The organism is Ruegeria profundi, assembly GCF_001507545.1.
GTDB classification, from domain to species: Bacteria; Pseudomonadota; Alphaproteobacteria; order Rhodobacterales; family Rhodobacteraceae; genus Ruegeria; species Ruegeria profundi.
Map to the genome: position 1 here is coordinate 153,054 of NZ_LQBP01000001.1, position 24,108 is coordinate 177,161.

The window sequence follows — 24,108 nt, forward strand, 5'->3', positions numbered from 1 at the left end:
GTGCAGGCAGGAACAGTACGGGACGAAACTAAAATGACGATGAGCAGTACTTCGGGGTTAACCCGACGTGCCCTATTGGGTGCATTTGCGGCCACGGCAGTTGTGGCTTCACCGACTTATTCCAATGCAGCGGGTTTCCTTCGTGGTGGAGGGGATATCAGGCGCATACGCATGTATTCCGGTCGCACTGGTGAGCGGATTGATATGGTTTATTGGGTAGACGGGAAATACATCAAAGATGCCGTTAAAGAAGTAAATCATTTCATGCGCGATTGGCGGACCGATCAGGTCAAAGACATGGATTTACGCACGATCGACATCATGGCGGCCGCGCACAATCTGCTGGATGTCAACGAGCCCTATATGTTGCTGTCCGGCTACCGTTCGCCCAAAACAAATGCAATGCTTCGATCCCGCTCGCGCAGAGTCGCCAAAAACTCGCTCCACATGAAAGGTCAGGCGGCGGATCTGCGTCTCTCTTCACGCTCGGTTTCGCAAATGGCACGGGCTGCCATATCGTGTCGCGCTGGCGGCGTCGGCAAGTATTCGCGCTCAAATTTTGTCCATATGGATTGCGGTGAAGTTCGCAGCTGGGGCGGTTAACGCCCTTGGGGAATACTTCTGAACGATGAGCGCCCGAGGGCGCTCTTTGTTTTTGCGGAGTGGCTCAAACGAAAACGACGCGCAGCATAAACGTCAGCGCAATATGATTAGCTCAAGCCCAAGTGAAGAGTATGGCGCACCTGAGAGGATTCGAACCTCTGGCCTCTGCCTTCGGAGGGCAGCGCTCTATCCAGCTGAGCTACAGGTGCCTGTGCCGTTAGCTAACCTTGTTCCGATCCGGGTGCAACTGAAAATCAGCCCGGATCAGTCAAGTTTCACGCAAAGAGATCATGCGCCAATTCAAGCGCGTCGATCAGGGTATCGACCTCATCCTTGGTGTTATAGAGGCCAAAACTCGCCCGGCAGGTTGCAGTCACGCCGTAGAAATCCATCAGCGGACCAGCGCAATGGTGGCCCGCCCGTACGGCAACACCTTTCTTGTCGAGAATAGTGGAGACGTCATGCGCATGACCTGCCCCGTCCAGCGAAAAGCTGAAGATCGCGGCCTTGTCGGGACGAGTGCCCTGCATCTGCAACCAGTTCAGACCAGTTAGCTTTTGCATAGCATAGTCGCGTAGGCCCGCCTCATGGGCAGCGATGTTCGTCATACCCAGATCCATCATATATTCAAGCGCAACACCCAGACCTATCGTCTGCACGATGCCAGGTGTACCAGCCTCGAATTTCATGGGCGGATCGTTGTAGATCACCTGATCCTTGCTGACCTCTTTGATCATGTCCCCGCCGCCTATGAAGGGGCGCATCTCGGCCATGCGCTCGGACTTGATATAAATCGCACCCGAACCAGACGGACCATAGAGCTTGTGCCCGGTGATCGCGTAAAAGTCGCAGCCAATATCCTTAACGTTGACAGGCAAGTGTACGGCGCCTTGGCTGCCATCGACCAGTACTGGCACACCCTTGGCATGCGCGCCTTCGGTGATTGCCTTCACGTCAACTACTGTTCCCAGAACATTCGAGCAATGTGTTACAGCCACAAGCTTGGTTTTGGGGCCAATCGCATCAATCACGGCCTGCGGATCCAGCCCGCCATCCGCATCCACATCGACCCATTTCAGGACAACGCCTTGACGTTCACGCAGAAAATGCCAGGGCACGATATTGGCGTGATGCTCCATGACGCTGAGAACAATCTCATCACCCGCTTGTAGACGCGGCATGGCCCAACCGTAGGCAACCAGATTGATACCTTCGGTCGTGCCCGAGTTCAGCACGATTTCATTCTCATTCACTGCCCCAAGAAACTCGGCGATCGTTCCGCGCACGGCCTCGTATTTCTCGGTCGCCAGATTGGACAGGTAATGCAGACCGCGATGCACATTCGAATACTCCTCGGAATATGCACGGGTCACAGCATCTATAACGATCTGCGGCTTCTGCGCCGAGGCACCGTTGTCCAAATAGGTCAGCGGCTTTCCGTTCACCTCGCGCGATAGGATTGGAAAATCTGCGCGAATTTTTTCTACGTCATACATGGTATTTCTATCCCTATACCGGTCCGCTGGGTGTCAGTGCCAGGACAAACGGCAATGCGATCAAGGCAGACAGCACAATGACCCCGAAAGACTTCCAGAGCGTTCCGAATTTATGCGCTTCATTAAGAAAATGGAGCGTGACGTAAAGGCTCACTATCGCGGTGGCAAACAGAAACAGTACCATCAGAAACGGCATCGCAATAGCAAGCACCAGGGTGATGAACATTGCCGTAATCTGTAGGTATTGCAGCCAGATTGTCAGCGTCATGATCTCAGTAAAAGAGGCGACCCCGCCAAGCAGACGTCCGGCCAAAAGGAACGCCGCAATACTGAAAAGTATCAGGGCTCCGGAACGAACCAGACCCATGAAAATCGGTTCAGGCGGCGGGGCTTCGAAGCCATCCGGAACTGGCATAAGGTAGTCAAAACCGAACTGCACAAGACCATTCAGTACGACGGCCAGAAAAAAACCAAGCCACAGAACTTCGCGTCCGGGGCGAAAGGCCAGTAGATGACGCGCGGCCTCGGCCGGGTTGGTCAGGGTCATCACCGCGAGGTTGCCCAAAGTTATGCTATTCATTCCGCTTGCCTTTGCGCTTGTCGGAGGCCTGCCAGCCAGAACCAGATAAAAACCGCAAGCCATATGACCCCGACAAGTGTCAGTGCCGGGCCGGGTCCCAAGAAGCCTGCGACAAGGCCATTCAGCAGCACCAGAGGTGTGGACGACAACAATGCCCAAAAGAGCGCAAGCCTGGCACCATAGGCCGAACCGCGTCCGCCAGCCAAACGTGCCGCACCATAGGACACGAACGCAAGCACATATAGAACCAGAGGCAGGATGATTACGGAGCCCAACAAGGCTCCGCCCATCAGCATATTCAACTCCAGCCCTTCCAGATGTGCCCTGCGCGCAAGCGCCGGAAGCTGCGCGATAAAGGCTATCACGCAGAACCCCATGACGAAAATCAGCGCCCGGTCTTCCCGCTGCCCAAGATCAAGCAGACGGCGCACCACCCGCCCCGGCCCCCGATACGTGGCCACGATATCTGCTGTCAAAGGCATCAGCTACGCCGCGCTAACCAGCCTTCCAGACGGGTCACGATCTCTTCCGCCAACGCACGGTCTTCTATCTCGTCTACCGCCTCGGCCAGAAAGGCCAGGGTCAGCATGTTCGTCGCATCCTTATACGGAACGCCCCGCGAGCGCAGGTAGAACAACGCAGTCTCGTCGATTGCGCCTGATGTCGAGCCGTGCGAACAGGCCACGTCATCTGCATAGATCTCAAGTTCAGGCTTGGCGAGGAACTGGCTATCATCATCCAGAAGCAAAGATTGACTGATCTGGTACCCATCCGTTTTCTGCGCACCTTCTTTAACCAGAATCTTGCCCTGGAATACGCCTGTCGCTCCGTTGCGCAGGACCTTCTTGAACACTTGGCGGCTTTCGCAGTTCACTGCTTCATGGGTGATAAACACCGTGTCATCATGGAGGAAATCTCCATCCCCAACACACGCGCCAGCCACATGGGCAACCGCATCATCACCGGTCAGTTCCACGACCTGTTCGTTACGGGTCAGAACACCATTCACGGTGAGGGTGAATGACTTGTACGTCGATTCTTTGCCCAGCCGAGTGAACATATGCGTAACAGCGCGCCGCTCGTGATCGCGACCCTGGGCACGAATGTGATGCAGCGTGCCGTTGTCCGCAATGTCGATCTCCATGCACTTGTTGAACCGAGACGCCGCCGGACCGGTTTCCAAGATGGTCACCTCCGCATCGCTTTCAACACGGATGACGTGATGCAGGATCGCATCTGATGTCTCTGATTCATGGCGATACACAAAGTTGATGGGCTTGGACGGCTTACCCGTCACGTGAATGGCAACACCATCCGTTGCATATGCCGTATTCAGCGCTGCCAACGGTCGCTGCACCGGGGTCTGGCCCCGCTCTTCCAGCTTGCCATACAACTCTTTGGCCCAATGGATATCCTTGCAGCAGATATCCTCCAGACGGTCGATCGTTACACCCTCAAGGGTCAGGTCGTCCGAATCTTCCGGGCTAAAAACGCCGTCGATAAAGACGATAGACAGGCGATCCACATCGCTGAACACCAATGGTTCACCTGCATCCAGAACAGCCGCTTGCGGTGCTTGTGGTGAAACGAGCGTGTCGGGTTGGGTATACTTCCAGTATTCATCACGGCGACCCGGCAGGCCCATTTGATTTACACGAGCCAAGGCACCCTCACGCGCTGCCTTGGTGCAGCCCGGATCCGGCATCGTCAGAGACGCAAGCCGCGCCTCGGTTGCGGTTTGTTTTGCTTGCGGCAGGGCCATTAGTTCACCTCGGCCAGGATGTCTGAATACCCGTTATGTTCCACTTCCAGCGCCAGTTCAGGGCCGCCAGATTTCACGATACGCCCATCCGCCATGATGTGAACGACATCTGGTTTGATGTGATCCAGCAAACGCTGATAGTGGGTAATCACAAGAAAACCCCGGCCCGCGTCACGCAATGCATTCACACCTTCGGACACCAGCTTCATCGCGTCCACATCAAGGCCCGAGTCGGTTTCGTCCAAGATGCACATCTTAGGCTCAAGCATCGCCATTTGCAGGATTTCGTTGCGCTTCTTCTCGCCGCCTGAAAACCCGACGTTCACCGGACGCTTGAGCATGTCAGCATCAATCTTCAGCGACTTCGCTTTCGCGCGAACAACCTTCAGGAATTCAGCCGCCGACAGTTCATCTTCGCCACGTGCCTTTCGCTGTGCGTTCACCGCAGTCCGCAGAAAGGTCATGTTTCCAACACCCGGGATTTCGACCGGGTACTGAAATGCCAGGAAGATGCCAGCCGCGGCGCGCTCTTCAGGCTCCATCTCAAGCAGGTCTTGCCCGTCCAGCGTGGCCGAACCTTCGGTGACTTCATACCCGTCACGTCCGGACAGCACATAGCTGAGCGTTGACTTACCCGAGCCGTTCGGCCCCATGATCGCGTGCACTTTTCCGGCCTCAACCGTGAGGTCTACGCCTTTGAGAATCCGCTTGTCTTCTTCTTCCAGCTGTACGTGCAGGTTCTTGATTTCCAGCATGTTTTGTCCTTTGGGGTATCGCTTAAGGGGCGCTTGCCCCGCTTATTTTTGAGTAGATAAAAAGCAGGAGGTCAGCCCACAGATCCTTCGAGGCTGATGGCGACCAATTGCTGTGCTTCCATGGCAAATTCCATCGGCAGAGCTTGCAGGACATCCTTGCAGAACCCGTTGACGACCAGCGCCACGGCTTCCTCTTCGTCCATACCGCGCTGGCGGCAATAGAACAGCTGATCGTCGTCCACTTTGGACGTCGTCGCCTCGTGCTCAACGCGGCTCGAGTTGTTTTTGACCTCGATATACGGAACCGTGTGGGCGCCACATTTATCGCCGATCAACAAGCTGTCGCATTGCGTGTAGTTCCGGCTGTCTTTTGCCTTGGGGTGCATCGACACCAACCCGCGATAGGTATTTTGTGCCTTGCCCGCGCTGATACCCTTGGACACAATGCGCGACTTGGTGTTCTTACCCAAATGCACCATCTTCGTGCCGGTATCGGCTTGCTGCATGTTGTTTGTAATCGCGATTGAATAAAACTCGCCCTGGCTTTCATTGCCGCGCAGGATGCAGGACGGGTACTTCCACGTTACAGCAGAGCCCGTTTCCACCTGTGTCCACATCACCTTGGACCGATCACCGCGACAATCGGCGCGCTTGGTCACGAAGTTGTAAATGCCGCCCTTGCCGTTTTCGTCCCCGGGGAACCAGTTCTGAACGGTCGAGTACTTAACCTCGGCGTCTTCTTCGACGATGATTTCGACCACAGCGGCATGCAGCTGTGCCGTATCACGCTGAGGTGCGGTGCAGCCTTCCAGATACGAGACGTAAGAGCCCTTATCAGCAATGATAAGCGTCCGTTCGAATTGGCCTGTGTTTTCAGCGTTGATGCGGAAATAGGTGCTCAACTCCATCGGGCAGCGAACGCCCGGCGGGATATAAACGAATGAACCATCCGAAAACACGGCCGAGTTCAATGTGGCGTAGAAGTTATCCGACACCGGAACAACAGTGCCGAGATACTTTTTGACCAGTTCGGGGTGCTCTTTGATCGCCTCGGAGATTGAGCAGAAGATCACGCCATGCTTTGCCAGCTCATCCTGGAACGTCGTGCCGACAGACACGGAGTCGAAAACAGCATCCACAGCAACCTTGCGCCCTTCGGCGGGGATATTTTCCGCACCTTCAACACCGGCCAGAATCATCTGTTCTTTCAAGGGAATGCCAAGCTTTTCGTAGGTTGCCAGCAGCTTGGGGTCGACCTCATCCAGCGATTTCGGCTTTTCTTCCATCGATTTCGGACGGGCGTAGTAATACTGGTCCTGAAAGTCGATTGGCGGATAATGGACCATCGCCCATTTCGGCTCGTCCATTTTGGTCCAGCGTTCGAAGGCCGACAAACGCCACTCGGTCATCCACTCGGGCTCTTCGTTTTTTTCAGAGATCAGTCGAACGATATCGGGGTTCACACCCTTGGGTGCGTACTCCATCTCGATATCAGTATCCCAGCCGTATTTGTAGGTTCCGACCTCGCGCACCGCGTCAACGGTTTCCTGATCGACGCCTTCTTTTACCTGGGTCTGGTCCAATGCGGCCATGTCGTTTTCTCCGTCAGGTCACGCGGCACGCGCGCGATGTTTCTTTTCTTTTTCCAACCACGCTTCAGCAAAGCGCAGCACGTTCTCTTCTGTCGTCGAAGGTCCCAGCGACACGCGTATCGCGCTGGCAGCTGTAACCTCATCGAATCCCATCGCGGTAAGGACCGCGCTAGCGCGCACCTTTCCGCTTGAGCAGGCCGAACCTGCGCTTACCGCAAATCCTGCCAGATCCATCTGCATCACCTGGGTTTCGCCCTTCCAACCGGGGGTAGCAAAACACAGGGTGTTTGGCAGGCGGTCCTGCTCTTTTCCGATAAAAATAGTAGATTTAGAACCGGCCTCAAGAGCCATTTCTAGAATATTTCTAAATTCTTTCACTTGTTCCCAAACACCATTGGCCAAATCGCGGGCAGCGGCTTCAGCCGCAGCCCCAAATCCCGCGATTCCAATGACATTTTCCGTTCCCGAGCGACGACCCATTTCCTGACCGCCACCTTTGATCTGGGCGGCCAAATCGGTTCCACGTTTCATCACGACTGCGCCAACACCTTTCGGACCGCCCAGCTTGTGCGCCGAGATCAAAGCCATCTGCGCGCCCAACCAGTTGAAGGCAACCGGTAGCTTGCCAAATGCCTGCGTCGCGTCGGTAACCGCCAGACCCGCTGGCAGCGTCTGAACAATCCCGGTTTCCGAGTTGGCAAGCTGCAAAGTCGAAGCCTCGGGATCAACGACGTCAATCCGGCCAGACGCATCCGCGATAAGATCCTCGGTGATCCACGACCTGACTGCGTCATGTTCCACGGCCGAGCCATGCAGACCGCGCCCGGCCAGCGCAAGCGCCGCACCTTCGGTCGAGCCTGATGTAAACACGATATCGGCACCATCCGCTCCGAATGCCGCGGCGACTTGAGCGCGGGCACGCTCGATCAGTGCCTTCGCTGCACGACCCTCGGCATGCACCGAAGATGGGTTGCCGCACAAATCCATCGCCGCGATCATCGCCTCTCGGGCCTCGGGGCGCAGAGGGGTCGTTGCATTGTGGTCAAGGTAAATACGACTCATGGATTCACCTTTTCCCCAATGCCAAGACCCAAACAAATAACGATCAACAGATGCATCGTATTACTCGTCCACTACAGCAAACAGACTTGGAACGGCGGGACACGGGGCCAGATCGTTCTTTATCACATCGGACAACCGCGTCTGATGCAGGAACACGTAGACATGTGCGCTCAGGCTTTCCCACAAACGGTTGGTCAAGGATTGCGCCCGGCTTCCCGAAGACGCACCAGACGCCCCTGCCCCTTTTTGCAAAGCGTCTACTGTTTCGTCTACGGCTGACAAGATTTCGACCACGCGAATTTCCGAAGCAGCGCGCGCCAGACGATATCCCCCACCCGGCCCGCGAACCGAAGATACAAGGTTGGCTCGGCGCAGTTTTACGAACAACTGCTCGAGATAAGGCAGCGAAATGTCCTGACGCTCGGATATCTCGCCCAAAGTAACAAGCTTATCGTCCGGCTGAAGCGCGATATCAGCCAGAGCAACCATGGCATAACGACCTTTGGTTGAAAGCTTCATTCTATTCCCCTTAAAGCTGATATCGCGCGAAAACATTGACGCCGCCGCTGCCAGTGCGTATCTCCGACAAGCAGCGTCGTGCGCGACGCAAAGTAGTTAGAACCGTTCTAAGGTGCAGGAAGATAGCCGTCAAGCCTATCGCGGCACCCAGAAAACAAGACAGGACCAAAGCACACATGCCCGAGGTGATTTTTCCCGGACCCGAAGGCCGCCTAGAAGGCCGTTACCACCCGCAAAAGGAAAAAGACGCACCGATCGCCATCGTGCTTCATCCGCACCCACAATTTGGCGGGACGATGAATAACAAGGTCGTGTACAACCTGCACTATGCCTTTTATAACATGGGCTTCACCGTCTTACGGTTCAATTTCCGTGGCGTGGGCCGCAGCCAGGGCGAATATGATCAGGGCGTAGGTGAACTCAGCGACGCAGCATCGGCGTTGGATTACTTGCAATCCATGAACAACAACTCCAAGCATTGCTGGGTTGCCGGATTCTCGTTCGGTGCGTGGATCGGTATGCAGCTTTTGATGCGCCGACCCGAGATTACGGGTTTCATCAGCGTATCGCCCCCTGCAAATATGTACGACTTTTCGTTTCTGGCCCCCTGCCCGTCGTCTGGCCTGATCATCAACGGATCTGCCGACCGAGTGGCGCCTCCGGCCGATACGACAGCACTGGTAAGCAAACTGCACGAGCAAAAGGGAATCACCATCACCCATACCGAGGTTGAAGGCGCTGACCACTTTTTTCAGGACCGTCACATGGATACGCTGATCACCGATGTAAGTGATTATGTGAAACGCCGCTTGACCGAGAATACGCGCTGATGTCTGACACCATCATTACCCTCGCCTCTAAACTGGCCGAGGACACGATGAAAGTCATGGATGAAACCGGTGACGATCGGTTTTTTGTTGAAGTGGGCGAACTTTTGGGTGCGTCCTCTCAGACGTTGGAAGAAGCGTTTCTGACCGAGATCCGCGTAAGGCTGGCAGAACGCAAAGCCCGGAACTTCGTGATCAAAAGACTGTCTGATCACCGCGCAAAAACAAAAGCGATAGAAAAACAATGAGCGACAGACTGTCTGCGCAAATCGAATTTCTGAAACGCGCGGACAGCCTGAAATCGGTTGACCGCGCCAACTTTCTGCTTGACCAGTCCCGCCCCGAAAACGCGGCAGAACATAGCTGGCAACTTGCGCTGTGGGCTTTGGTCATGCAGCCGCTGGCAGATGAAGCTGTGTGCATCAACCGCGTCATTCGCATGTTGTTGCTGCACGATCTGGTCGAGATTGTCGTCGGCGATCATCCGATACACCTGAAAACCGATTGGAATGCGGTCGAACAGGCCGAGCAAGCCGCAGCGGTTGAAGTGTTTGGCCTGTTGCCCTCTGATCAGGCTACGGAATGCCTGCATCTTTGGCGTGAGTTTGAGGCCGACCAAACTCCTGACGCTAGGTTTGCCAAGTACCTTGATCGCTGCCAACCAATGTTTCAGGTGCTGTGCGCGCCGCACGCCAATCCGGATCATCTAACTATTGTACAGGAAAACCTGAGCAGTGGGCGAGCGGCCTATCTCGAGTCCGAGTTCCCAGACGCCTACAGCGCAGCTCAAAGCCTGCTGAACGGGCATCCACCCGCAGAAACCGAGTTCTCGATCAGGCTAGGTTTTCTCGCAGAGACCGACAAACTGAAATCCGTCTACCGAGCCTCGCGCTTGCTCAGCGGTCACCGGCGCGAGAATTCGGCTGAACACTCGTGGCACATCATGATATTTGCCTGGATTCTTTCTGGACAGGCAGCGCCCGACGTCTCAATCGACCGCGTTTTGCAAATGCTGCTGTTGCACGACATCGTCGAAATCGACGCCGGGGATCACCCCATTCATGGTCAGGTCGACCACGCTGCTCAGGAAGCCGAGGAACAGGCAGCCGCCGAGCGTCTGTTCGGGTTGTTGCCCAGCGAACAAAAGGCTGAGTTCCTGTCGTTGTGGCAAGAGTTCGAAGCAGCCGACAGCCCGGATGCCCGCTTTGCCAAAGCTGTGGACCGGTTCCAGGCTCCGGTCGGAAACCTCGCCACTGACGGCGGGACTTGGGCGGATTACAATGTCACGCTTGCGCAGATTGACCAACGCGTGGGAGTTCCGATTCGCCGTGGCGCTCCGGGTCTGTGGGCGTGGCTCAAACCGCAGCTCGATACCTATTTCGCGACGACAGTCAGCACTTAGAAAAGAAAAAGGGGCACAACGGCCCCTTTTCCCCTGTTTCGGCAGGCGCTAAAACCCTAAAACCATCTAACCGCTCAACAAAATGGCCGCGTTGTGTCGACGGACCCCCCGTCAGTTAGCCACCCAAGCACCACAATCTTTACCGAAACAAATACGAGAATACCCGTAAGTTTCGTGCAACAAACAGCCGCCCAGCAAAAACCTTTAAAATCAGAAGCTTCCTATCCGAAAATGATCCGCACTAGTAGTCAGGTTATCCATACTTCACACCACCTGGCAGGTTAAACAAAAGATGGATAAAGCCCAGAATATTCTTGCTCGCCAGGCTTTTTTCATGCTCAACCTCACAAAACTTTCGTTGAGATTTTCATCGTGCCCAAAGCCTACTTCTTCCTGCTGCTGGCGGTTCTCGCCGAAACCATCGGCACCACGTCCTTGCAAGCCAGCCAGCAATTCAGCCGTTTCTGGCCATCCGTTCTGGTTGTCATCAGCTACGGTATCGCTTTTTACCTGCTTGGCCTTACCCTGAAGTACATGCCGGTCGGAATTGTCTATGCTATCTGGTCCGGGCTCGGAATCTTTTTTATCGCGGTCATCGGTTTTATCGTTTTTGGGCAGAGACTCGATTGGCCTGCTGTCATCGGATTGCTGATGATTCTGGGCGGTATTCTGATCATTCACCTGTTTTCCAGAACGGTCGGCCACTGATCACCGGTTAGGGCTGGTCTATTTGCTCAAACCACGCTATGCGCGCGGCAACTTCCCGTTCAAAGGCTGACCTCTCATGGACCTGCGCAATATCGCAATCATCGCTCACGTGGACCACGGTAAAACGACCCTGGTGGACGAGCTGCTCAAACAATCCGGTGCGTTCCGGGAAAATCAGGCCGTGGCCGAACGCGCCATGGACAGCAACGATCTTGAGCGCGAGCGTGGGATCACCATTCTGGCCAAAGCGACGTCGGTCGAGTGGAAGGGTACGCGGATCAACATCGTCGACACCCCAGGCCACGCCGATTTTGGGGGTGAGGTCGAGCGTATCCTCAGCATGGTTGACGGTGTGGTCCTGTTGGTCGATGCCGCCGAAGGTCCGATGCCTCAAACGAAATTCGTGACCTCCAAGGCGCTAGCGCTGGGTTTGCGTCCCATTGTCGTTTTAAACAAGGTCGACAAACCTGATGCCGAACCTGATCGCGCGCTGGATGAGTGTTTCGATCTGTTCGCCAACCTCGGCGCGGATGATGACCAGCTTGATTTTCCGGCCATGTACGCCTCGGGTCGTTCGGGCTGGGCGGATATGGAACTGGACGGGCCACGCAAGGATCTCACTGCCCTGTTCGACCTGATCGTCGACCATGTTCCTGCGCCAAAACAAGCCGAGCGCAAGGATGAGCCATTCCGCATGCTGGCCACCACATTGGGCAACGACCCTTTCATCGGCCGCATCCTGACCGGGCGCGTCGAAAGCGGGACGCTGAAAGCCGGTGACAGCCTCAAGGCGCTCAGCCGTAACGGGACACTGATCGAGAACTTCCGCGCCTCGAAAATTCTGGCCTTCCGCGGCCTCGCACAGCAACCTATCGACAAAGCCGAAGCAGGCGATATCGTAACCATCGCAGGAATGAGCAAGGCGACGGTGGCCGACTCGCTGGTATCGCCCCAAGTCGAAGAGGCTCTGCCCGCCCAGCCCATCGACCCGCCAACCATCACCGTGACCTTCGGCATCAACGACTCACCGCTGGCCGGTCGTGATGGCAAAAAAGTGCAATCGCGCGTGATCCGCGATCGCCTGATGAAAGAAGCTGAATCCAACGTCGCCATCCGTGTCACCGACACCCCCGGCGGTGAGGCGTTCGAAGTCGCCGGTCGTGGCGAATTGCAGATGGGCGTCTTGATCGAAAACATGCGCCGCGAAGGCTTTGAACTCAGCATCTCGCGCCCTCAGGTCCTGTTCCGCGAGGAAGACGGACAACGCCTTGAGCCCATCGAAGAAGTCACCATCGACGTAGACGATGAATACTCTGGTTCGGTCATCGAAAAAATCACTGGTGCACGCAAGGGTGAGCTGGTCGAAATGCGCCCTGCCGGCGCTGGTAAGACCCGGATCATCGCGCATGTGCCGTCCCGTGGGTTGATTGGCTATCACGGAGAGTTCCTCACCGATACTCGTGGCACTGGCGTTCTGAACCGCGTGTTTCACGGATGGGCTGCGCATAAGGGCCCAATCCCGGGCCGCCGCGCAGGCGTTTTGATCTCGATGGAGAATGGTCAGGCCGTGGCCTATGCCCTTTGGAACCTCGAAGAACGCGGACGCATGTTCGTCGGTCCGCAAGCAGATGTTTATCAGGGAATGGTGATCGGCGAACATTCTCGCGACAATGATCTTGAAGTGAACCCCCTGAAGGGCAAAAAGCTGACAAACGTCCGCGCAAGCGGTTCTGACGACGCCGTTCGTTTGACGCCGCATGTCCAATTTTCACTCGAAGAAGCGATCGCATATATCGATGATGATGAACTGGTCGAGGTTACGCCGAACGCCGTGCGTCTGCGTAAACGCTTCCTGGACCCGCACGAACGCAAACGCATGGCGAAATCGGCCTGACTTACTTAATGCGATTGTTGCGACAATGGCAACAATGTCACACTTTTGACGAATTTGCATTTTGCACTCGGTAGTTCAAATCTCACAAAGCCCGCCAAGCCGGCGGGCTTTCTAATTGTTTTATATGAATTAATACCGGCATGCGGGCTGCCACAAAGGCAACTGCGCCTCAACAGCACTTGAAAACATGGCGCAAAACGGGTGTAATTGTGGTTGAAGTGTGGCATTATTTTTGTACCAAGGCGTGTAGCACAATTATAGTGCGTCTGAGTTAGTAACGAGTTTGAAGGAGTGGCGCCATGCGCGTGAAGTCCCGTTTATTATCGGTCGTTTTTGTATCTGCAACATTTCCGCTGGTCACTGCTGACGTGGCACTTGCCGAAAGGTGCAACATCAAAACAGCGCGTCAGTCCGTATCGACGGACACCTTGTGCAATTGCACGGTCGTCGACACCCGGATGCTTCGCTATATCCAGCGCAGAGATGATTTTGAGGATATTTTGTCCCGTACGCTTGAGGCCTGCCCGGCCTTTGCAGCGGTGTTAACAGATGTTCCCACTGCAACCACAGCCGCACAAAGAGACGGTGAAGATGCAACTTCTGGCCTTTCGGGTGCCACTTCAGATGGCAGTGGAAGCGATGGTGGCGGAGCATCCCCATCCCCAACCCGAGGCGACAGTGGTGACGGCGGTGGAGACGGCGGCGGCGATGGTGGTGGATCTGGCGGCGGAGACGGCGGATCCGGCGGCAACAATGGCGACGGCGGCAATGACGGCGACGGCAACGGCGGCAACAATGGCAGCGGCGGCAATGACGGCGACGGCAACGGTGGCAACAATGGCGACGGCGGCAATGACGGCGACGGCAACGGTGGCAACAATGGCGACGGCGGCAATGACGGCAACGGCAACGGCGGCAATAATGGCGACGGCGGCAATGACGGCAACGGCAACGGCGGCAATAACGGCGACAGCGGTAACACTGGCGACGGCAACGGCGGCAACAACGGCGACAGCGGTAACACTGGCGACGGCAACGGCGGCAATAACGGCGGTCCGGGCAACGGCAACGGAAACAACGAAAACACTGGAAACGGCGGAGGCAACACTGGCGGTTCCGGCCCCGGCACCGGAAACGGTGGCAGCAATAACGGCCAGGGTGACGGCGGAAACTCCGGCGGTGCCGGTACTGGCGGAGGCGTTGGCGGTGGCAATGCCAACGGCCCAGGCAGCGGCGGAGTATTCTAACCGAAAAGCGGAGTGTGGCTGGCGTTTCGTGACGCTTGGTCACCCAGCCAACTCAATGAACGCCAATGAAACACTACAATGGGCGGCCAGTCGGTCGCCCTTGGTTTTGACTTAACTTCCCCGAAACCGAGAGAAAAATACGGGCGAACACAGGGGCTCAACTGCGGGCATATACGCCTACCCATCCGCTGGGCTTCCGCGGATTTTGCATCCGAAGAAACAGATACCGTGTCGCGGACCATGACTTGATCTGATTGGTCAAGTTGTCCAAAACCAGATCCCCGCCCGCCGATCGGTAAATCAGTACTGCATGCGAGTTACGCTTTGCATCCAACACGGTAGCAATGAGCAATTTGCTGGGATCAACACCTGCGCGGATCAGATCGCGCTTTTTCAGCAAGGCAAAGTCTTCGCAATCCCCACCACGCGAGGTCGGCAACGCCCATCTCTCGGCAGTTCTATACTGCGAAAAATCTGTCACCGAACGTGTTGTTGCATTCACTTGACGATTCACACGATGAATAATCTTCATTTCTTGCTGGCTCGTCAGTGGCGCAGACGTTCTCGTCGCGCAAGCCCAACTGTATTTCCGGCACAATTGTCGGGCACCAGACGGTGGAGGTGAAACAGCAACTGCCTTTATGAAGCGGCCTTCGCTTGCGTCCGCGCCCGAGCCTGCAACCATCGCTCCGACAGCCAGGGCACAAATGACAACAAGTCGACCTAAAGGCGATTTAAAGCGCGCAAATGAGGCTCTGACTTCAGTGCTCAACGGTTTCATGCCTGTTCCCCGGTCTAAATTTACCCACTCGATTGCAGACAAACGGGACCGTAGATTGTTGTACCTTAATATCAATCGACGGGATCGCCTGTTCAATCAGAGGTGAAGTTGCAGGGAAAAAAAGGCGGAAATCCGTTCGACACTTTGACCATTTCAGGCAAGAATTGAGGGCGCACGGCCACAATTCCAAGAAAGCTTGCGCGGCGAAACCCGGCAATTCACTTGGTAACTACTTGTAAAATTGAAATTAATTCGAGTAAGGAAAATTTAAGGCAGCCGAGGATGTCGACTGCCTGCTAGATTGGCTAAAATCCGCTTACACAACTTTTGGTTGCGGCTGAATCACGCGTTTTTGTTACTCTGTTATCTCAACAACCATTAGCTCACGCTCACTGGCGCCTCGTGCGTGGTCTAGCGCTTTCTGATATTCGGGCGAGTTGTAACACTCAACGGCAGCTTCGACCGACGGAAACCGGGCAACCACGTTGCGTGGACGCTCTTTACCTTCCAACTGCACATACCGGGCAGCACGCGCGATAAACACGCCCCCGTGCTTGGCAATCGCGGGGCCAGCCAGTTCAGCATATTTACCGTAAGCTTCGTCGTCGGTCACGGTCACGTGGGCAATCCAGAGTGCGGGCATCTTATCCTCCCAAAACTTGTTCGGCGGCTTTGATTGCCGCGTCGGAATTCGACGCATCGCGGCCACCGCCTTGCGCCATATCAGGACGTCCACCGCCGCCCTTGCCGCCTAATTCAGACACAGCCGCCCGCACCAGATCGACCGCTGACACTTTGTCGATCAGGTCCGATGTAACACCAGCAGCCACAGCCGCCTTCCCGCCCGCATCCGCAATCAAAAGCACGGCACCCGAGCCCAAACGGCTTTTGTGTTCATCGATCAGCGCGGGCAGATCCTTGCCCGAAACCCCCGTCAGCGCCTGGGCCAGGAAAGGAACACCATTCACGTCGCGCGCCTCTGCCCCGCCCTGCCCTGAACCTCCGGCCATGGCCAGATCGCGACGCAGCTGAGCGACTTCATTTTGCAGAGCCTTACGCTCGTCCAGCAACGACTTGACCCTGCTGACAACGTCGTCTGGCTGCGCCTTTAGCTCCACCGCAATCTGACCTAACCGTTGATCTTGCGCCGACAGATGTCTCAGCGCCTCATCGCCAGTCAGAGCCTCAATCCGACGAACGCCCGCGCTGCTGGCGCTATCACCAAGCACCACAAAGGTACCGATATCGCCGGTCTGACGCACATGGGTGCCGCCACACAGCTCGATTGACCAGGTTTCTCCATCCTGCCCTTTACCGGTGGGCGCCTTGCCCATTGAAACAACACGAACCTCGTCGCCGTATTTCTCGCCAAACAAAGCCTGAGCACCCAATTCCCGGGCATCATCTGGCGTCATGATCCGCGTCTCAACGGCCGAGTTCTGGCGGATGAACGCGTTTACCTCGCGCTCGACCTTCTGAATTTCCTCTCGGCTGAGCGCCTTTGAGTGGCTGAAATCAAACCGCAACCGGTCAGCTGCATTCAACGAACCACGCTGAGCCACGTGATCGCCCAGCGTTTCGCGCAGGGCCTCGTGCAGCAGGTGCGTAGCAGAGTGGTTGGCCCGGATAGCCGTCCGCCGAACGTGATTCACTTCAAGTTCTACGGCGTCACCTTTCGACAAAGTGCCGCTAGCGACCGAGACCTTGTGGGCATAGATTTTACCGTCGGCGAACTTCTTGGTGTCTTCGACATTTGCAACGTCATCACGGTTTTCCAAACGGCGGACTACGCCAGTGTCTCCAACCTGACCGCCTGCCTCACCATAGAATGGGGTCTGGTTCACGACGATCCAGCCGCTGCCGCCCCTATCGATCTTGTCGACCAAAACGCCATCAATGATCAACGCAGCCACCTGACCTTCAGCCTTTTCGGTATCGTAGCCCAGAAAATCCGTCGCTCCGGCACCATCCAGCACATCAAACCACACAGCCTGATCCGCAGACTCACCAGACCCAGCCCATGCCGCCCGGGCCTTGGCCTTTTGCTCGGCCATGGCTGCATCAAAACCGTCCGTATCCACTGTCCGGCCCTTTTCACGCAGCGCATCCTGCGTCAGGTCCAGCGGGAAACCATACGTATCGTAAAGCTTAAACGCCGCCTCACCCGGCAGTGCTGCACCTTCAGGCAAGCCGGCAACTTCGTCATCCAGCAGCTTCAAACCGCGATCCAGCGTTTGCTTGAACCTCGTTTCCTCAAGCAGCAATGTCTCTTCGATCAGCGCCTGTGCCTGACCCAGTTCCGAATACTGCGCGCCCATCAGCTGCACCAGAGTCGGCACCAGACGATGCATCACCGGGTCTTTTGCACCCAGTAAATGCGCGTGACGCATCGCGCGACGCATGATGCGGCGCAGTACGTATCCGCGACCGTCATTCGACGGCATCACCCCATCCGCAATCAGGAAAGACGTCGAACGCAGGTGGTCCGCGATGACCCGATGATGAACGTTCTGTTCGCCATATGGATCAACACCGGTAGCGTCCGCCGAAGCTTCGATCAGCGTTTTGAACAAGTCGGTGTCATAATTGTCGTGGCTGCCTTGCAGCAACGCTCCAATCCGTTCCAGCCCCATGCCGGTGTCGATCGACTGCATGTCGAGTTCGACCATCGAGCCGTCTTCGAACTGCTCGTTCTGCATGAAAACAATGTTCCAGATCTCAATAAATCGGTCACCATCTTCCTCGGCCGAACCCGGAGGGCCACCCCAGATATGATCCCCATGATCAAAGAAAATCTCTGTGCACGGTCCGCAGGGGCCGGTCGGGCCCATCTGCCAGAAATTATCATTCGTCGCGATGCGAATGATCCTGTCTTCCGGCACGCCGACCTTCTTCCAGATCTCAAACGCCTCATCATCGGTATGATAGACCGTGGTCAGCAGGCGATTTTTATCAATCCCGAATTCCTTTGTTATCAGTTCCCAAGCAAATGGAATCGCATCGTTCTTGAAGTAATCGCCGAACGAAAAGTTACCCAGCATTTCAAAGAAAGTATGATGGCGCGCGGTGTAGCCGACATTGTCCAAATCATTGTGCTTCCCGCCTGCGCGTACACATTTCTGCGCGGTGGTGGCACGCTGATAGTCTCGGGTTTCTACCCCGGTGAACAGGTTTTTGAACTGGACCATGCCGGAATTCACGAACATCAACGTCGGGTCATTGCGCGGAACCAGAGGGCTGGACGCGACCACCTCGTGCCCCTGCTTGGCAAAGTAGTTAAGAAAGGTCGAACGGATATCATTCAGCGTTGGCATAAGGCTCTCTCAGCGCGCAATCATATTGTGTTGAAATGGGTTTAGCCCCCTCCTTTCGGATAGTCCACAGCATTGGCGGCTCTGAACGTCGCAAGGCGGCCCCGAAAGGCCGCCCTGCTCATGCTGGTTTAAAAAGTATCAAGCTTCGAGGATATCGTCATCCTCTGCTGCGCCCGGGGGCATGTCGAAATCCAAACCATGCGCTGCGCGAATTTTATCTTCGATTTCAAGTGCCGCGCGGCTGTTGTCGCGCAAGTACTGCTTGGCATTTTCACGCCCCTGCCCGATCCGTTCGTCGCCATAGCTGAACCACGAACCTGACTTTTCGACAACACCAGCCTTGACACCCAAATCCAGCAGCTCGCCCATTTTCGAGATACCTTCGCCATACATGATGTCGAATTCCACCTGCTTGAACGGCGGGGCCACCTTGTTCTTTACGACCTTGACACGCGTCTGGTTGCCGACCACTTCGTCACGGTCCTTGATCGCCCCGATACGGCGAATGTCCAGACGGACCGAGCTGTAGAACTTAAGCGCATTGCCGCCCGTGGTGGTTTCAGGGCTGCCAAACATCACACCGATTTTCATGCGAATCTGGTTGATGAAAATAACCATACAGTTCGAGCGGCTGATTGAGCCGGTCAGCTTGCGCATCGCCTGGCTCATCAATCGAGCCTGCACGCCGACATTGCTGTCGCCCATATCGCCCTCAAGTTCGGATTTCGGCGTCAATGCCGCCACCGAGTCGACCACTACCATGTTCACCGCACCCGATCGCACCAGAGTATCGGTAATCTCAAGCGCCTGTTCACCAGTGTCAGGCTGCGAGATCAGCAACTCATCCAGATCAACTCCCAGTTTGCGGGCGTATTGCGGGTCCAGCGCATGCTCGGCATCGACAAATGCGCAGACGCCACCGCGTTTCTGCTGCTCGGCAATGCAGTGAAGGGTCAAGGTTGTCTTGCCTGAGCTTTCCGGGCCGTAGATCTCAACAATCCGCCCCATCGGCAAACCGCCGATCCCCAGCGCAATGTCCAAACCCAGCGAACCGGTTGAGCTTGCATCAATGTCCTGCTTGGCGTTTTCGCCCAGCTTCATGATCGAGCCTTTGCCAAACTGCCGCTCAATCTGTGCCAGCGCACTGTCGAGCGCCTTTTGCTTGTCTGCGTTTTTCTTATCGCTCATCGTCAGAAGATCCGCCATTGTCCTGTCGCCTTCCCTTTTGTCACACCCTTGATCGGGCGGCAATCGCTGCTTTGTTCGCCTCTTGTTCCTTATGAGACCAAAAAGAGAACATTTCAACTAAAACTTACAAAACTAACTGTTGGGGAATTGTGTTAAGAAGTCGTTTACGCCAATCTGCTCTGGTAAGTTAGATCGAAGCAAGGCCAATAAATGCTTGTTTTCTATAAGGAACGCCTCGCGTTTCTAGCAATTCCCAAGACTGGCAGCACAGCCTACCATACCGCCTTGCGCGACCGCGCCGATCTGGTGGTAACTGGTCCGCCTGACCTGAAACACGCCCCCGTGCGTCGCTATGATCGCTTTTTCCAGAACATTTTCCGAAAAATGTATGACACAGAGATGGAAATCATGGCCGTCGTGCGCGAACCGCTGGATTGGCTGGGCAGTTGGTATCGTTTTCGAAGCCGCGACGACCGGATCGGGCATCCGCACTCGACGCGGGATCTTAGCTTTGATGATTTTGTACAGGCCTACATGCAATCCCCCCGCCCGGAATTTGCGGATGTCGGCAGCCAAAGCCAGTTTTTCCTCACCCGCAGTAACGGTATGGGCGCAAGCCATGTCTTTAAGTATGAAAACCAGGGCAAGGTACTGGACTTCCTGCAAGACCGGCTGAACATGCAGATCAATTTGCAGAAAGAAAATGTCTCACCCCAACGCGAGCTCTTCCTGTCGCGGACGACTGAAGAGGAATTTCGAAAAAGACATGCGACAGAATTCGCCTGTTACGAGGCAGCGCGTTAATTTAGTTGCTGAAAAACCGCTTCGGTCAATTGATTTAATGAGAACGGCTTTGGCAAAAAGGTCGAGTTTGTAATTTCCGGACCAGAATCACCAAACGCACCCTCTGTATAGCCAGACATGAAAATCACATGAACGTCTGGTCGCGTCTCTTTGGCTTTCCGCACCCAGGTTGGGCCATCCATTCCGGGCATGACAACGTCTGTAACGAAAACATCTACATTCAGCGCACCATCCTCAAGCAGTCGCAGAGCCTCTTCTGCGGACCCGGCTTCGAGCACGGTGTACCCCTTTAGCCGCAAGGCACGTGTTGCAAAAGCACGCACCGGTGCCTCATCTTCCACCAGCAGTACAACACCTTCACCCTGTCGAGCGCTGTGTGTGTTGGCTGAGGGCAGCTTTTCCGCCTGCCCCTGCTGCGCATGGGTAGAGACGGGTAAGTAAACTGTAAATTCCGACCCGTGTCCTTGAAAACTATCGACGAAAATGAAACCGCCTGTCTGCTTGACGATCCCGTACACTGTGGACAATCCCAGACCTGTGCCTTCGCCGGTTCGCTTAGTGGTATAGAAGGGCTCGAACACTTTTTGCAACTTGTCTGCCGGGATTCCCACACCGCTGTCGATCACTTTGACAGTAACGTATTCGCCCGGCTGAACAGTCGCCCGGTCACGGGTTAGAGGTGTGTTCAGCACAACCACCTCGGTCTCAATCCTGACCTCGCCACCATCTGGCATGGCATCGCGGGCGTTCACAACAAGGTTCATGAGCACCTGCTCCAACTGCCTTTTGTCCGCCCGTACGGGCTTCAACACCGGATCATGGCTGAGAATCAGGCGTATCTTCTCGCCAACCAATCGGTTCAACAGGTGGATCAAATCAGAGATCGTATCCCGAAGGTCTAACACCTCGGGCTGGAGCGTTTGTTTCCGCGAGAAAGCCAGCAACTGACTGACCAAAGCAGCAGCCCGATTTGCGTTTTGGTTGATCTGAACAAGATCGCCATAGTCCGGATCGCCTTGATCGTGCCGAAGCAACAGCAGGTCGCAATGCCCCGAAATCGCAGTCAGAAGATTGTTGAAATCGTGCGCAACACCGCCGGCAAGCTGTCCGACGGCCTGCATCTTTTGCCCTTGCACAAATTGCGCCTCAAGCGTCTTGAGTTCCGTTGCGTCGTTCAATACGGCAATCAAGCTAACCTGACCATTATTCACGACACGAGCCAATGTAACCTGAACAAAAACTTCTTTGTCCTGCCGGGTCAGGCGCAGGAACTCGGACCGCATTGTCGGCTCTTGCGCCGCTGTGAGGGCGAGCCAATCCAGGATTGGATGCCCAAGAGCTTGCATAATCTGATCGACATTGGTTTCCCCGGGCTCGATATCGCCAATCAGTTTGACGGCCAGGCGATTGGCCTCAAGAATACGACCATCCGGCGACAGGCACATGATAGGTACAGGTAGGTCAGCAAAGGATGTTCCATTTCCGTCCTTTTCAGCCTGCGCCATCGGTAAAATCAGCAAATCCCGCACTATTCCCGAGCGGCCAAGCTCGTACACGGCGGCAGAAGCCGGGCCTTCTACCGTTTGGACCTCAGTGAGGTTGTCTTTTTCACGTGGCTCGCTGGTAAACACATCATGAAGCTTCTCAGGCCGACGCCCCAAAAAATGTGCCGCTGCATGATTTACTCGCAACAGAGTTCCGTTGCGCCCTTCGGTGACAACCGGCACACTTACCTCATCCCACTGCCCTGGAACATCCAGATGGAAACGCCAGCAAAACCGCCCGCTGCCTACATCGAACACAGAAACGGGAATGGTTGACCCGATCGTTACAACCTCTTCGTGCGCTTTGCCGTAAATTTCTGCCCGTGACTGCAGCCGCAACAATATCGCTGGAGGGTTCGCAAACATGGACTTAAGACACTGCTCCAACCGATTGCCGGGAAAGGCGCGTATGCGTGTTCGCGCCTCGGGGTTCGCAGTCAGAATGTCGCCCTGAGCATTTGCGATCACGCAGGGAACCAGCTCTTGTTCTGTGAACACCGCCATGGTTTTCACCACCTGCTGCGCAATGTGGTCTGCAATAATTCCGCGCACAACAACCAGTAATACTGCCGACAACATGGAAACCCCGGCCACGATGAATCCGATGTGCCACATTTGCGGCAAGAGACCGACGATAGGCGAAAGGATCAGCAGCTCACCGATAACGACCAACGAGACGAGCCGCAGGCCGGAGGGTGTCTTTTTTGATGATGGATCAGAGAAAATTTCCGTGGCGTCGGTCATAAACAACTCAAGTCGGTGGGCTTTTTCCCAATCAGCCGAAATATGGTTAATATCCACTTAAGAGAAGCCGAACACTTTCGCTTAAGTTGCTAAACTCAGGCGCACTAGCGCATCAAGTGTGCAGTGAATAATCCGTCGGTCCCGTTCGTAACAAGCCACGTGTTACGAAATGTCTCTGACCACGCCGGATTTGCGGAAAGGAAAGCGTCAACAACCGCGCCGTTTTCCTCATCAAGCATCGAGCACGTCGCATAAGCCAGCACGCCACCTTGGATCAGCATCGAAGACAGTTTTGTCAGAATTGACGATTGAATCTCTGTCAATTCCATCAGGCGCGTCTCTGTCAACGCCCATTTCCCCGCCGGAGCCCGACGCCACGAGCCGCTGCCAGAACATGGTGCATCGGCAAGTATGACATCAAACGGTGCGTGTTGATCAAGCTCTGCCGTTGAGACAAGCTCGACCGGCGCGCCAGCGCGCTCAGCCCGTGACGGAAGATCACGCAGCCGGTCGGGGTTAACATCATGCGCAAACACCTTGACACCCTGATGCGCTGCCAACGCCAATGACTTTCCACCACCACCGGCGCAATAGTCCAGAACACGCAGCCCCGGACGCAGATCCAGCGCAGCGACAACCGCCTGGCTGGCCGCGTCCTGAAGCTCGACAAGGCCGTCCCGGTAAGCTGTGCTCTGACTGATTTTGCGAGCGCCTTCTTTAACTTCCAAAGCCGTAGCACAAGCCGGGTGCGAGACAGCCACAATATCTTCTGCAGCCAAGGCCGCGACAGCCGTCGACACGTCCGCCTTGATGAGATTGACCCGCAGATGTACTGGCGCACGATGTTGCAACGCCTGCGCCACCGAGGCTGCCTGATTGCCCAGCGAAGACTGAAATCTGGGCCATAACCATTCCGGAATATCCAAGCGTTCAGCGTCGGTATCAAAATCACGCCCCACCTCAGCTGCGGTCACGACGGATGGCGCGTGGCGCTCACCCGAGAACAGGCCATCCAGCCGTTCACCCGCCGCCCGAATGGCCCCGATCATCAGGCCACGCCCGGACTCTGACCCTCCAAGTGCTGCAAAAGACCGCTTGCATCGAATTGCGGAAAAAACGTGGTCCCGTACCGCTGCACGATCTTTCGACCCTGCAAACCGGCTTCGACGCGCCCAGTTGGTCAGCGACTTTTCAACGGGTATGCCGCCAAGTATCTCGTCAAGAATCTCTATCGCAGCTTGAATACGCGCGGCCGGGGTCATGGTGTCTTCCATTTTTATCGCTAG

General features: G+C 55.6%; 22 protein-coding genes and 1 tRNA gene. 8 read left to right on the plus strand and 15 right to left on the minus strand.

Annotated elements, in window-relative coordinates; translation table 11 throughout:
- Positions 1–33: 33 nt before the first annotated feature.
- Entirely contained in the window at positions 34–603 is a 570-nt protein-coding gene (gene mepK / locus AVO44_RS00775; RefSeq protein ID WP_068331295.1) for a peptidoglycan L,D-endopeptidase MepK, read from the plus strand.
- A 132-nt stretch (positions 604–735) separates the two neighbouring features.
- On the opposite strand, the gene AVO44_RS00780 is transcribed toward mepK, so the two are convergent.
- The 9 genes from AVO44_RS00780 to iscR all read right to left on the minus strand — a co-directional run bounded on the left by AVO44_RS00780 (position 736) and on the right by iscR (position 8,369).
- A tRNA-Arg gene (locus tag AVO44_RS00780) sits at positions 736–812 on the minus strand.
- A 66-nt stretch (positions 813–878) separates the two neighbouring features.
- Positions 879–2,099 (minus strand): cysteine desulfurase, encoded by a 1,221-nt coding sequence (locus tag AVO44_RS00785; protein WP_068331297.1) that lies wholly within the window; start codon positions 2,097–2,099, stop codon positions 879–881.
- Positions 2,100–2,112: 13 nt separating this feature from the next.
- On the minus strand, positions 2,113–2,679 hold the full coding sequence (locus AVO44_RS00790) for a Yip1 family protein (RefSeq protein ID WP_068331299.1): 567 nt from the start codon (positions 2,677–2,679) through the stop codon (positions 2,113–2,115).
- On the minus strand, positions 2,676–3,161 hold the full coding sequence (locus AVO44_RS00795; RefSeq protein ID WP_068331302.1) for a YIP1 family protein: 486 nt from the start codon (positions 3,159–3,161) through the stop codon (positions 2,676–2,678). The genes AVO44_RS00790 and AVO44_RS00795 overlap by 4 nt, the downstream gene beginning before the upstream one ends.
- On the minus strand, positions 3,161–4,441 hold the full coding sequence (locus AVO44_RS00800; protein WP_068331304.1) for a SufB/SufD family protein: 1,281 nt from the start codon (positions 4,439–4,441) through the stop codon (positions 3,161–3,163). The genes AVO44_RS00795 and AVO44_RS00800 overlap by 1 nt, the downstream gene beginning before the upstream one ends.
- Entirely contained in the window at positions 4,441–5,196 is a 756-nt protein-coding gene (sufC, locus tag AVO44_RS00805) for a Fe-S cluster assembly ATPase SufC (RefSeq protein ID WP_068331306.1), read from the minus strand. Before sufC ends, AVO44_RS00800 begins: the two co-directional genes overlap by 1 nt.
- 71 nt (positions 5,197–5,267) lie before the next feature.
- Positions 5,268–6,788, minus strand: a complete 1,521-nt coding sequence (gene sufB / locus AVO44_RS00810; protein WP_068331308.1) for a Fe-S cluster assembly protein SufB — start codon at positions 6,786–6,788, stop codon at positions 5,268–5,270.
- A gap of 18 nt (positions 6,789–6,806) precedes the next feature.
- Positions 6,807–7,850, minus strand: coding sequence for a cysteine desulfurase family protein (locus tag AVO44_RS00815; RefSeq protein WP_068331310.1), 1,044 nt, complete (start codon positions 7,848–7,850; stop codon positions 6,807–6,809).
- Positions 7,851–7,910: 60 nt separating this feature from the next.
- Complete coding sequence (iscR, locus tag AVO44_RS00820) at positions 7,911–8,369, minus strand: Fe-S cluster assembly transcriptional regulator IscR (RefSeq protein WP_068332565.1); 459 nt, start codon at positions 8,367–8,369, stop codon at positions 7,911–7,913.
- Positions 8,370–8,545: 176 nt separating this feature from the next.
- Here iscR and AVO44_RS00825 point away from each other — a divergent pair, with 176 nt between their 5' ends.
- The 6 genes from AVO44_RS00825 to AVO44_RS00850 all read left to right on the plus strand — a co-directional run bounded on the left by AVO44_RS00825 (position 8,546) and on the right by AVO44_RS00850 (position 14,447).
- Complete coding sequence (locus AVO44_RS00825) at positions 8,546–9,199, plus strand: alpha/beta hydrolase (protein WP_068331311.1); 654 nt, start codon at positions 8,546–8,548, stop codon at positions 9,197–9,199.
- Entirely contained in the window at positions 9,199–9,444 is a 246-nt protein-coding gene (locus tag AVO44_RS00830) for a hypothetical protein (RefSeq protein ID WP_068331313.1), read from the plus strand. Before AVO44_RS00825 ends, AVO44_RS00830 begins: the two co-directional genes overlap by 1 nt.
- Positions 9,441–10,598, plus strand: coding sequence for an HD domain-containing protein (locus AVO44_RS00835; protein ID WP_068331315.1), 1,158 nt, complete (start codon positions 9,441–9,443; stop codon positions 10,596–10,598). The genes AVO44_RS00830 and AVO44_RS00835 overlap by 4 nt, the downstream gene beginning before the upstream one ends.
- A gap of 372 nt (positions 10,599–10,970) precedes the next feature.
- Positions 10,971–11,306, plus strand: a complete 336-nt coding sequence (locus AVO44_RS00840; RefSeq protein ID WP_068331317.1) for a DMT family transporter — start codon at positions 10,971–10,973, stop codon at positions 11,304–11,306.
- A 76-nt stretch (positions 11,307–11,382) separates the two neighbouring features.
- Positions 11,383–13,200, plus strand: a complete 1,818-nt coding sequence (gene typA / locus AVO44_RS00845; RefSeq protein ID WP_068331318.1) for a translational GTPase TypA — start codon at positions 11,383–11,385, stop codon at positions 13,198–13,200.
- Positions 13,201–13,499: 299 nt separating this feature from the next.
- On the plus strand, positions 13,500–14,447 hold the full coding sequence (locus tag AVO44_RS00850; protein ID WP_068331320.1) for a hypothetical protein: 948 nt from the start codon (positions 13,500–13,502) through the stop codon (positions 14,445–14,447).
- Between the two features lie 157 nt (positions 14,448–14,604).
- On the opposite strand, the gene AVO44_RS00855 is transcribed toward AVO44_RS00850, so the two are convergent.
- The 4 genes from AVO44_RS00855 to recA all read right to left on the minus strand — a co-directional run bounded on the left by AVO44_RS00855 (position 14,605) and on the right by recA (position 19,748).
- On the minus strand, positions 14,605–15,228 hold the full coding sequence (locus tag AVO44_RS00855; RefSeq protein ID WP_068331322.1) for a transglutaminase-like cysteine peptidase: 624 nt from the start codon (positions 15,226–15,228) through the stop codon (positions 14,605–14,607).
- A gap of 355 nt (positions 15,229–15,583) precedes the next feature.
- A complete protein-coding gene (locus tag AVO44_RS00860; protein WP_068331325.1) occupies positions 15,584–15,871 on the minus strand; it encodes a DUF1330 domain-containing protein in 288 nt (95 codons plus the stop codon).
- Between the two features lies 1 nt (position 15,872).
- A complete protein-coding gene (alaS, locus tag AVO44_RS00865; RefSeq protein WP_068331327.1) occupies positions 15,873–18,542 on the minus strand; it encodes an alanine--tRNA ligase in 2,670 nt (889 codons plus the stop codon).
- A gap of 138 nt (positions 18,543–18,680) precedes the next feature.
- On the minus strand, positions 18,681–19,748 hold the full coding sequence (recA, locus tag AVO44_RS00870; RefSeq protein WP_068331329.1) for a recombinase RecA: 1,068 nt from the start codon (positions 19,746–19,748) through the stop codon (positions 18,681–18,683).
- Between the two features lie 192 nt (positions 19,749–19,940).
- On the opposite strand from recA, the gene AVO44_RS00875 reads away from it, so the two are divergent.
- Entirely contained in the window at positions 19,941–20,534 is a 594-nt protein-coding gene (locus AVO44_RS00875; RefSeq protein WP_068331331.1) for a sulfotransferase family 2 domain-containing protein, read from the plus strand.
- Here AVO44_RS00875 and AVO44_RS00880 read toward each other — a convergent pair.
- Positions 20,531–22,822, minus strand: coding sequence for a hybrid sensor histidine kinase/response regulator (locus AVO44_RS00880; protein WP_068331333.1), 2,292 nt, complete (start codon positions 22,820–22,822; stop codon positions 20,531–20,533). The genes AVO44_RS00875 and AVO44_RS00880 overlap by 4 nt on opposite strands.
- Before the next feature lie 104 nt (positions 22,823–22,926).
- Positions 22,927–24,084, minus strand: a complete 1,158-nt coding sequence (locus tag AVO44_RS00885; protein WP_068331335.1) for an RsmB/NOP family class I SAM-dependent RNA methyltransferase — start codon at positions 24,082–24,084, stop codon at positions 22,927–22,929.
- Positions 24,085–24,108: the final 24 nt, after the last annotated feature.